This is a genomic window from Candidatus Infernicultor aquiphilus (assembly GCF_002784285.1).
GTDB classification, from domain to species: Bacteria; Atribacterota; Phoenicimicrobiia; order Phoenicimicrobiales; family Phoenicimicrobiaceae; genus Infernicultor; species Infernicultor aquiphilus.
Map to the genome: position 1 here is coordinate 1 of NZ_PFKO01000156.1, position 9,189 is coordinate 9,189.

General features: G+C 30.0%; 9 protein-coding genes. 5 read left to right on the plus strand and 4 right to left on the minus strand.

Annotation, left to right across the window (positions count from 1 at the left end; all coding sequences use genetic code 11):
* Positions 1-72: 72 nt before the first annotated feature.
* From COZ07_RS04300 to rpmH, 4 genes are all read right to left on the minus strand, one after another.
* Positions 73-1,020 carry a YidC/Oxa1 family membrane protein insertase gene (locus COZ07_RS04300; RefSeq protein WP_406607354.1) on the minus strand — a complete coding sequence of 316 codons (948 nt, stop codon included), beginning with the start codon at positions 1,018-1,020 and terminating at the stop codon, positions 73-75.
* A gap of 37 nt (positions 1,021-1,057) precedes the next feature.
* Positions 1,058-1,267 (minus strand): membrane protein insertion efficiency factor, encoded by a 210-nt coding sequence (yidD, locus tag COZ07_RS04305; protein ID WP_406607355.1) that lies wholly within the window; start codon positions 1,265-1,267, stop codon positions 1,058-1,060.
* A 65-nt stretch (positions 1,268-1,332) separates the two neighbouring features.
* Positions 1,333-1,689, minus strand: coding sequence for a ribonuclease P protein component (gene rnpA, locus COZ07_RS04310; protein ID WP_406607356.1), 357 nt, complete (start codon positions 1,687-1,689; stop codon positions 1,333-1,335).
* Positions 1,690-1,715: 26 nt separating this feature from the next.
* On the minus strand, positions 1,716-1,856 hold the full coding sequence (gene rpmH, locus COZ07_RS04315; RefSeq protein WP_406607357.1) for a 50S ribosomal protein L34: 141 nt from the start codon (positions 1,854-1,856) through the stop codon (positions 1,716-1,718).
* A gap of 602 nt (positions 1,857-2,458) precedes the next feature.
* On the opposite strand from rpmH, the gene dnaA reads away from it, so the two are divergent.
* From dnaA to gyrB, 5 genes are all read left to right on the plus strand, one after another.
* Entirely contained in the window at positions 2,459-3,847 is a 1,389-nt protein-coding gene (gene dnaA / locus COZ07_RS04320) for a chromosomal replication initiator protein DnaA (RefSeq protein WP_406607358.1), read from the plus strand.
* Positions 3,848-4,086: 239 nt separating this feature from the next.
* A complete protein-coding gene (dnaN, locus tag COZ07_RS04325) occupies positions 4,087-5,259 on the plus strand; it encodes a DNA polymerase III subunit beta (protein ID WP_406607359.1) in 1,173 nt (390 codons plus the stop codon).
* Positions 5,260-5,334: 75 nt separating this feature from the next.
* On the plus strand, positions 5,335-6,474 hold the full coding sequence (gene recF, locus COZ07_RS04330; RefSeq protein WP_406607360.1) for a DNA replication/repair protein RecF: 1,140 nt from the start codon (positions 5,335-5,337) through the stop codon (positions 6,472-6,474).
* Positions 6,471-6,779 carry a DUF721 domain-containing protein gene (locus COZ07_RS04335; RefSeq protein ID WP_406607361.1) on the plus strand — a complete coding sequence of 103 codons (309 nt, stop codon included), beginning with the start codon at positions 6,471-6,473 and terminating at the stop codon, positions 6,777-6,779. The genes recF and COZ07_RS04335 overlap by 4 nt, the downstream gene beginning before the upstream one ends.
* Before the next feature lie 345 nt (positions 6,780-7,124).
* Positions 7,125-9,056, plus strand: coding sequence for a DNA topoisomerase subunit B (gyrB, locus tag COZ07_RS04340; RefSeq protein ID WP_406607362.1), 1,932 nt, complete (start codon positions 7,125-7,127; stop codon positions 9,054-9,056).
* Positions 9,057-9,189 lie beyond the last annotated feature (133 nt).

The window sequence follows — 9,189 nt, forward strand, 5'->3', positions numbered from 1 at the left end:
CAGGTCGAGGACAGGTTTGTTTACTTTTTGGGTGACAACCAGTATATTTAATATATAATATTTATTATTTATTTATTTTGTTTTAACTTTATTATGCTTTTTGACCTTTTTTCTACCTTTAAAGGAGTTTTTGTCAGTTGATTTTTCATAACCTGGGATCCAAGGTTCTTCTTGAAAAGAATCTGATTTTTCTGGTTTTTTATAAGCGGGTTTTTCTTTTTCCTTTTCTTTGGAAATAGGTGCTTTTAAATCAGTAACCTCTGTAGGTATTTTCTTATTAATAAAATATTGCTGTCCAATCCCTAAAAGAGTAGAAACTAACCAATATAAAGTTAATCCGGAAGGAAGAGTAAAACTCATAAAAGCAATTAGCAGAGGCATCATAATGGTCATCATCTTTTGGGTCTGCTCCGCAGATCCCCCTTCTTTGCCGGGTGTAGTTGGAGGAGCGGTAGTCATCTTCTGCTGGTAAAACATGGAGACTCCTATTAAAAAGGGCAGGATGCCAAGGTATTGCATTCCGAAAATTCCACTACCGGGTAGATGAATTAATTGCTCCGGAGCAGCTAATCCTCCCACAACTTTATGAAGACCATCCTTTAAAATAATTTCAACTTGATTAGGTATCCATAAAAAGCCTCCAACTATGTCACCAGTTAATTTATCCTTATAATCAAATACTCTTAACACCTGGAAAAGCAAAATCAATATCGGCATTTGAATTAACAAAGGTAGACAGCCACCCATAGGATTAACTTTATATTCTTTATATAAAGTCATTAACTCTTTGTTTAATCTTTCCTTATCGTTTTTGTATTTCTCCTGTACTTCTTTCATTAGCGGTTGGATCTTCTGCATCTCCCGCATAGAAACCATCTGTTTTTGCATTAAGGGGTATAAAATTAATCGGATAAGAATGGTCATTAAGATAATGGAAATCCCATAATTATGAGTAAAGCCGTAGGAAAATTTTAATATTTCGTCGAATAATTTGACCAAAGAACTCCATAAACTTCCCAAATATTTTTCTCCTTTTTTTATTATTAATTAATTTTTATTATATTAGGGGGTCATATCCGCCTGGATTAAATGGGTGACAACGTAATATTCTCGATACAGAAAGCCGCAATCCCTTTGAAATTCCATACCTCTTTAAAGCTTGAATAGTATATTCGGAACAGCTAGGATAAAACCTACAAGTGGCTGGCTTTAATGGTGAAATATACTTTTGATACACCGTTATTAAAAAAATGATTATTTTATTCATAAAGTCTTTAATAAAATCCTATTTGCTTTTTATAGAAATATAATTTCTCTTTTCTTCTCCTAAATCTAAAGGTCTAATTTGTCGCTTTTTTTATAAAAGTAATTTTCGCTTATAAAAAGGCCTTCTAATTCGTTAGATATATTAAAATAATTTGAATTCGTAATACTATTCTTAGCCAGAAGAATTATATCATATCCTGGAAATAATTTTCTGTTTTCCTGTCTATATGCTTCTTTCAGCCATCTCTTTATTTTATTCCTAACTACAGCTATTCCGATCTCTTTTTTTACTATTACTCCCAATCTATTAAACTTATAATCATTTTTTAAGATAAATATTATAAAATTTTTACTTTCGGTCTTTTTTCCTTCTGAAAAAACTCTTTTAAATTCAATGTTTTTTGATAATTTTCTCTTTATCAAAATTCCTCTTTTGCTTATAAAGTTTATTATCCAGATACTGTAAGGTGTTTACGTTCTTTTAAACGCCTTCTTTTTAATACCAACCGACCAGCTTTAGTGCTCATTCTTTTACGAAATCCATGAACTTTCAGTTTTTTTCTTGTGTTTGGTTGATAAGTCCGCTTCATTTAACCTTTTCTCCCTTTTATATTAAATTATATATCTCAAAATTTAATAAAAATTATATCTTTAATCTACTTCAAATGTCAAGCTTCTGAAGAAATATTGAGAAATCTTATTTTTACGCTTTAAAGAACACTTAAAGCCACAGAATATTTTAAAATTTTTTCTGCCATCATCCTTTTAATCTTTAATAAAATATAAAGTTAGAGTAAAAATTAGAGCTGAAACTAACCAACGCAAAAATATCTTTGCTTAATAAAAAAATTTTTGTTATTATAAGTAAAAATTAGAGATATTTTGACTAACTTTTCCACAGGTGTTAATAAACTGTTAATATCTTTACTAAAGCCTTTATCTTCAGTTATTTTATATTCTATAAATAAAATATTAAAATTTGTTTTTTCAGGGGAAATATTAAAATCTAACAGAAAAACTATTTTATAGTTTTCCACAACTATCTGTTAACTTTGGGGAAAAGTCATAAAAACCTTATAATTTAAAGATTAGCATAAATAATTTTTATTTTAATAACCCTTTTTAAATCTATAAGAATATTATAATTTAGTATAAATAAAAATATTTAATGGCTTATAGGATGGAAAAATAAATGGATTTAATAGAAATGAATGAATTGTGGAGTAAAATTTTAGAAATAATAAAAGGTGAACTAGGCCCCCAATCTTATAACAGCTGGTTTATTAATACAAAAATTATTAAATTTGAAGACCAAGAGTTAACTATTTCTGTCCCCAGCGGCTTTTGTAAAGATTGGTTAGAAAAACATTATATGGAATTTATTAAAGATATCTTAAAGAGAACTATCAACGTAGATGATAATTTAAAAATAGAGTTCGAAATAGAGCATCAAAATATTTTTCCGTCAACACCATCAAAATCATCAACGCCACCAATACCATCAAAACCAAAAAAGGAAACAAAAAAAGTAGAGGCTTTGTTAAAAAATAATGAAATTATTCTAAAATCAAAATATACTTTTGATAATTTTGTGGTTGGAAATAGCAACAGGTTTGCCCACGCTGCTTGCCTTGCGGTAGCTCAATCTCCTGCAAAATCTTATAATCCATTATTTGTATATGGTGGAGTGGGTTTAGGAAAAACCCATTTAATGCGGGCTATTGGTAATTATATCATCCAATATAACCAGCAGAGTAAAGTTAATATTTTATATATCTCTTCTGAAAAGTTTACCAACGAATTAATTAATTCTATCCGGGATGATCGTACGGTCGCTTTTCGTGATAGATATCGGAATGTAGATTTATTATTAATTGATGACATCCAGTTTTTAGCTGGAAAAGAAAGGACTCAAGAAGAATTTTTTCATACTTTTAATACTTTATATGACTCTAATAAACAGATAGTAATCACTAGTGATCGACCACCGCAAGAGATCCCCACTTTAGAAGATCGTTTAATCTCCCGGTTTGAATGTGGGTTAATAACTGATATTCAACCTCCGGACTTAGAGACACGTATTGCTATCTTAAGGAAAAAAGCCCAAACCGAAAATTTAAATATTCCCGATGAGGTGATTAATTTTATTGCTGAAAAGATTCCTTCTAATATAAGACAATTAGAGGGTGCCTTAAATAAATTAACTGCGTATTCTACTCTAACTAAAAGTAATTTATCCACCTCTTTAGCTCAAGAAATATTAAAAGATATTATTCCTTTAGAAAACAAAGTTATCTCTATTAATCAAATTCAAAAAACAATTTCAGATTATTTTAATATTAAACTCAGTGCTTTATTATCTAAAAAAAGAACTAAAGATATTATTACGGCCAGACAGATTGCTATTTATATCTCTCGGGAATTAACCGAGCTGTCTCTACCGGTAATTGGGGCAGCCTTTGGGGGGAAAGATCACACTACTATTCTTCATTCTTATAATAAAATAAAAAATAAAATTGGAAAAGATAAAGGACTAAAATCTACTATAGATAATTTGTCTTTGAAAATTAAAAATAGCTGATGGTTAATAACTCTATTAATAATTTCTGGATAAGTTTTAGTAATTAAATATTTTTTTTAAACACAAAATAAAAAATGGGGAATAGGTTAATATTTATAAAAGTTATCCCTAAATTTATCCCCAGGGTATATATAATAAAATAGAAGACTTTCTTTTTCTTTCCCCAGTTTTAACAGTATCTATTACTAATAATACTATTTATTTATCTAATTATTTAAAATAGAAGGAGATAAAAAAATATGAAAGTTGTTTGTACTCAAGAAAATTTATTATACGGAATTCAAATTGTACAAAAAGGAATATCGAATAGAATTGGATTACCTATTTATAATGGAATACTTTTTGAAGCAAGTAATGATAATATAGTACATCTATTTGCTACCGATTTAGAAATAGGAATAGATTGTTATATACCAGCTCAGGTGATAGAGACTGGTTCTACAGTCATTCCCAATAAAATAATAAGCGAACTAATCAGAAAATTTCCAGTGGGGAAAATAGAGCTAGAGTGTATGGAGAATAATATTATTACTATTAAAGAAAATAATTCAAATTATAAGATTCTAGGTTTTTCTGCAGAGGAATTTTCTAATTTTCCAGAAATAAAAATGAGAACTAAAATTAAACTAACCCAAAAAATATTTAAAGAAGCTATACAACAGGTAATATTTGCAGCCTCTAAAGATGAAAATAGAACCTTTTTAAATGGAGCCTTATTAAAAATAATAGGGAATAAAATGGAAATAGTTACCACTGATAGTCATAGATTATCTGTTAAAAATATTACGGTATTAAATATAGAAAAATCTTCCACCGAGGGAACGGATGAACTGGAGGTTATTATACCTTTCCGTGCCCTTTTAGAATTATCTAAGCTTCTCTTAGATGATGAAGATGTATTTATAGAGATTAAAATTAGTGAAAAACAGATAATGTTTATTTTATTTCCTGATATTCAGAAAAATTGTATCAGAATATTCTCTCGATTAATAGAAGGTCAATTTCCAAATTATCACCAGATTATTCCAGATTCCTTTAAAACAGAAATAAAAATTGATACTAATGATTTTAGAAATAAAATGGAGAGGATTTCTCTCTTTGTAAGGGAAGATTTAAATACAGTAAGGATAGAAGTTACCAATAAAGAGGATGCTGAGAAGATAGAAAAATGTGAAATAACTTTAAAAGCAGAAAGCCCCACCGTAGGAGAAGCCTTGGAAAAAATATCCTGTCTAAAAGAAGGGGAAGATATTATTATAACTTTTAATCCTGACTATATTTTAGATGTTTTAAAGATAATAAAAACTGAACATACTATAATAAAATTAAACGATCCCTTAAATCCAGTAATTATTACTCCAGAGGAAGATAAAGACTATACTTATATTTTAATGCCGGTAAGAACAGATTAAGAAAGAGAAATAGATTAGTTAACTAATAATTAGTATTTATCATTAAAAAGTCAAATTTTAACGAAAGGGAAATATTTGTATTTAAAAACACTAAGATTGAACAATTATAGGAATTTTCTAAAATTATCTATAAATTTTACCCCTAATCTTAATATTTTTATTGGAGATAATGCCCAAGGGAAGACCAATCTTTTAGAGGCATTATATTTAATAATTAGGGGGAATTCTTATAGAACAAAAAATGACCAAGAATTAATAAGTTGGAGCAATAAAAGCACCTGTCTATATGGAGAGATTAATAAGGACGAAGAAAATTTTCAGATAAATTTATCTTTAGAAAAAAAGTTAGAAAGTTTCAATAAATTTAAATTAATTAAAACTATAAAAATAAACCAAAATATCCAAAGTAAGTCTATTTTAAATAAAGAATTCAAAGGGGTGGTATTTTCTCCCGAACACTTACAGATCATAAAAGGAGCTCCTTCTATAAGAAGAAAATTTTTAAATGAACAGATATCCCAAATTTATCCCTTATATTACAGGCATCTTACAGATTATTATAGAATTTTAGGACAGCGGAATAATATATTAAAGAAAGAAATTAACCAAAGAGGGTTGAGAGAAAGACTTCTTATTTGGGATCCTCAGCTGATAGAGAAGGGATCTTTTTTAATTTTAACCAGAATTAGATTTTTAAAAAAAATAAATTATCTTGCTGATAAATTTCACCAAAAAATTACTAAAGGAAAAGAAAATTTAAAGATAATCTACCAGAGTAATATATTAAAAGACCAGCAAGAAAATATTTCTTTTATAAGCAAGGCATTCGAAGATAAAATAAAGGAACATAAAGAGAAAGAAATAAAATATAAAATCAGTTTATTTGGTCCCCACCGGGATGATTTTTTAGTATGCATTAATGAATTTAATATCGCCTCTTATGGTTCACAGGGTCAACAACGAACCTCTGTTCTTTCTTTAAAATTAGCAGAATTAGAATTAATTAAAGAAAGAGAAGGGGTTTATCCCATATTTTTATTAGATGATGTTATGTCAGAATTAGACGAAGAGAGAAGACATTTCTTATTAGAATTAATTATGGACAAAAAAGTCCAGACTTTTATTACTAGCATAAGTTTAGATTATTTTAATAGTAATATTAAAGAGAAAAGTAAGATATCTAAAATAGAAGGGGGGAAGATATTTGCTTTATGAAAAATAAAAATGCCGTCCCTCTTAAAGAAGCCTTAGAGGATTTTTTTAAAGAGAAAAAATGGGGAACCAATATAAAAGGATATCAGATAATCAGTCATTGGGGAGATCTGGTGGCGAGGGAAGTTGCTCAAAATTCCCAACCCCTTAAAATACAAAATCAGTGTCTTTTTTTAAGCGTAAAAAGTAACGTTTGGGCCAATGAATTAAATTTAAGGAAAGGGGAGATTATTCAAAAAATTAATCTTAAAGCAGAGGAAGAAATAATCTCTAACATCTTATTTAAAGTTCAGCCTTCCCAATTTTAATTTTAAGACTACAATGCCACAGGCTCATTACAAGAATTATTTAATTTATTTGATTTTATTAACCTTAAAGATTATTTGTTTTATTACCCGCTTTTTTAAATCTGGTTTTCTCCCCTCCAGTTTATCATATCTATTATTTTATTGTGTTTCAGACTGTTACCTGATCCTCTGCGGGCGGTCACAAATTTTTGACAAAAGCTCTATAATATAGTAATATTAATTAGGTTTTTAAAATAACTGAAAGGGTTTTTACCACAAATTTTATAGAATAAAAAATAAAAACCGTGGCGGCAAGCTGCGGTTTCATTTTGAATGAGGCAGGAGAGATTGAAAAAAAGTAAAAATATGACCAATAATCAAGATAATCAATATACCGCCAAACAGATACAGGTTTTAGAAGGATTAGAAGCAGTAAGAAAAAGACCAAGTATGTATATTGGGAATACCTCAAGCCGAGGGTTACATCATCTATTATACGAAGTGGTAGACAATAGTATTGATGAAGCCATGGGCGGTTTCTGTAAAAATATAGAAGTAACTATTCATCCTGATAATAGCGTTACTGTATCTGACGATGGCCGCGGGATCCCGGTAGACATCCATGAAGCAACCGGACAACCAGCAGTAACTATAGTCTTAACTAAATTACATGCCGGAGGCAAATTTGGTGGAGGTGGTTACCGAGTTGCTGGAGGGCTGCATGGCGTGGGCGTCTCTGTAGTCAATGCCCTATCTGAGCGATTAGAGGTAGAAGTAAGCAGAGATTCAAGAATATTTTCTCAAAAATTTGAAAAAGGGAAGCCGGTATCTGATTTAAAAAAGTTCGGAAAATCTACCCAAACCGGGACTAAAATAACTTTTAAGCCCGACCCAGAAATATTTGAAGATCTAAACTTCAGTTTTGATATCATTTCTCATTGGTTAAGAGAGATAGCTTTTTTAAATGCGGGAGTAAAAGTTGATTTAAAAGATGAAAGAGAGGCAAACAAAGAAGTTTCCTATCAATATGATGGAGGATTAGTTGAATTTGTAAAATATTTAAATAAAAATAAAGATGTTTTATTTAAAACTCCTATTTATATTTCAGGGAAAAAAGATGATATAGAGGTGGAAATAGCCCTACAATATAATGATGCCTATCTAGAAAACATTCTTTCCTTTGCTAATAATATAAATACCGAAGAAGGCGGAAGCCATTTAGTAGGATTTAAAGCAGCTATAACCAGAGTGGTAAATGATTATGCCCGAAGTAGCATAGTATCTAATTTTAAGAAATTTACTTTAAAAGATGAGGAGGACAATCTGTCCGGAAGTGATGTTAGAGAAGGATTAACTGCAGTAGTAAGCGTAAAACTAATGAATCCCCAGTTTGAAGGGCAGACTAAGACTAAATTAGGGAACAGTGAAGTAAGAGCAGCGGTCTCCTCTATTGCCACTGAAAGTTTGAATAGTTTCTTTAATGAGAATCCTGAGATTACCAAAAAGATATTAGCTAAGTCTATTTCTGCTTTACAGGCAAGAGAAGCCGCTCGTAAAGCAAGGAATTTAATTAGACAAAAAAATGGCTTAAGCCTAAGCGGCACCCTTCCTGGTAAATTAGCCGATTGTTCCGAAAAAGATCCTCATTACCGAGAGATTTTCATAGTGGAGGGTGATTCTGCCGGAGGGTCAGCAAAAAAGGGGAGAGATAGGAAATTCCAAGCCATTATGCCTTTAAGGGGCAAGATTTTAAATGTGGAGAAGTCACGTTTGCATAAAATATTAGACAATAATGAAATACGAAACATTATTACTGCCTTAGGAGTAAATATTGGGGAGGACCTGGATATAGAAAAACTGAGATATTATAAAGTTATCATCATGACTGATGCAGATGTTGATGGTGCTCATATAAAAACTTTACTTTTAACTTTCTTTTTTAGATATATGAAGCCTTTAATTGAAAGAGGGAATATTTATGTTGCTCAACCTCCTCTTTACAAAGTGGAACACAATAAGAATAGTTATTACTTTTTTAATGAGCAAGAACTAAACGCTAAATTAAAGGAAATGGAAAGTAATCCTAAAATTCAGAGATATAAAGGTCTGGGAGAGATGAACCCAGTACAACTCTGGGAGACTACTATGAATCCAGAGAATAGGATTTTAAAGAGAATAGAATTAAAAGATGTTATAGAAGCAGAAGAGATGTTTACGGTACTAATGGGAAATAAAGTCGAGCCTCGAAAAGAGTTTATCTATACGCACAGCTTAGAAGTGAAAGAGCTGGATATTTAATTAGTCGTTAGTGAATAGTGAAAAGATAATAAACCGACAACTGATGAATTAAAGTATGAAAATTGAAAACCGCGAACTGATAACTTGCATTTAATGCTAAAGACTAAATTAATCAGTAAATTGGTCAATTGGA

Bases quoted from the DNA above. Each gene is read 5' to 3' on its own strand.
- yidD (WP_406607355.1), bottom strand. From the start codon at position 1,267: ATGAATAAAATAATCATTTTTTTAATAACGGTGTATCAAAAGTATATT.
- rpmH (WP_406607357.1), bottom strand. From the start codon at position 1,856: ATGAAGCGGACTTATCAACCAAACACAAGAAAAAAACTGAAAGTTCAT.
- dnaA (WP_406607358.1), top strand. From the start codon at position 2,459: ATGGATTTAATAGAAATGAATGAATTGTGGAGTAAAATTTTAGAAATA.
- dnaN (WP_406607359.1), top strand. From the start codon at position 4,087: ATGAAAGTTGTTTGTACTCAAGAAAATTTATTATACGGAATTCAAATT.
- COZ07_RS04335 (WP_406607361.1), top strand. From the start codon at position 6,471: ATGAAAAATAAAAATGCCGTCCCTCTTAAAGAAGCCTTAGAGGATTTT.
- gyrB (WP_406607362.1), top strand. From the start codon at position 7,125: ATGACCAATAATCAAGATAATCAATATACCGCCAAACAGATACAGGTT.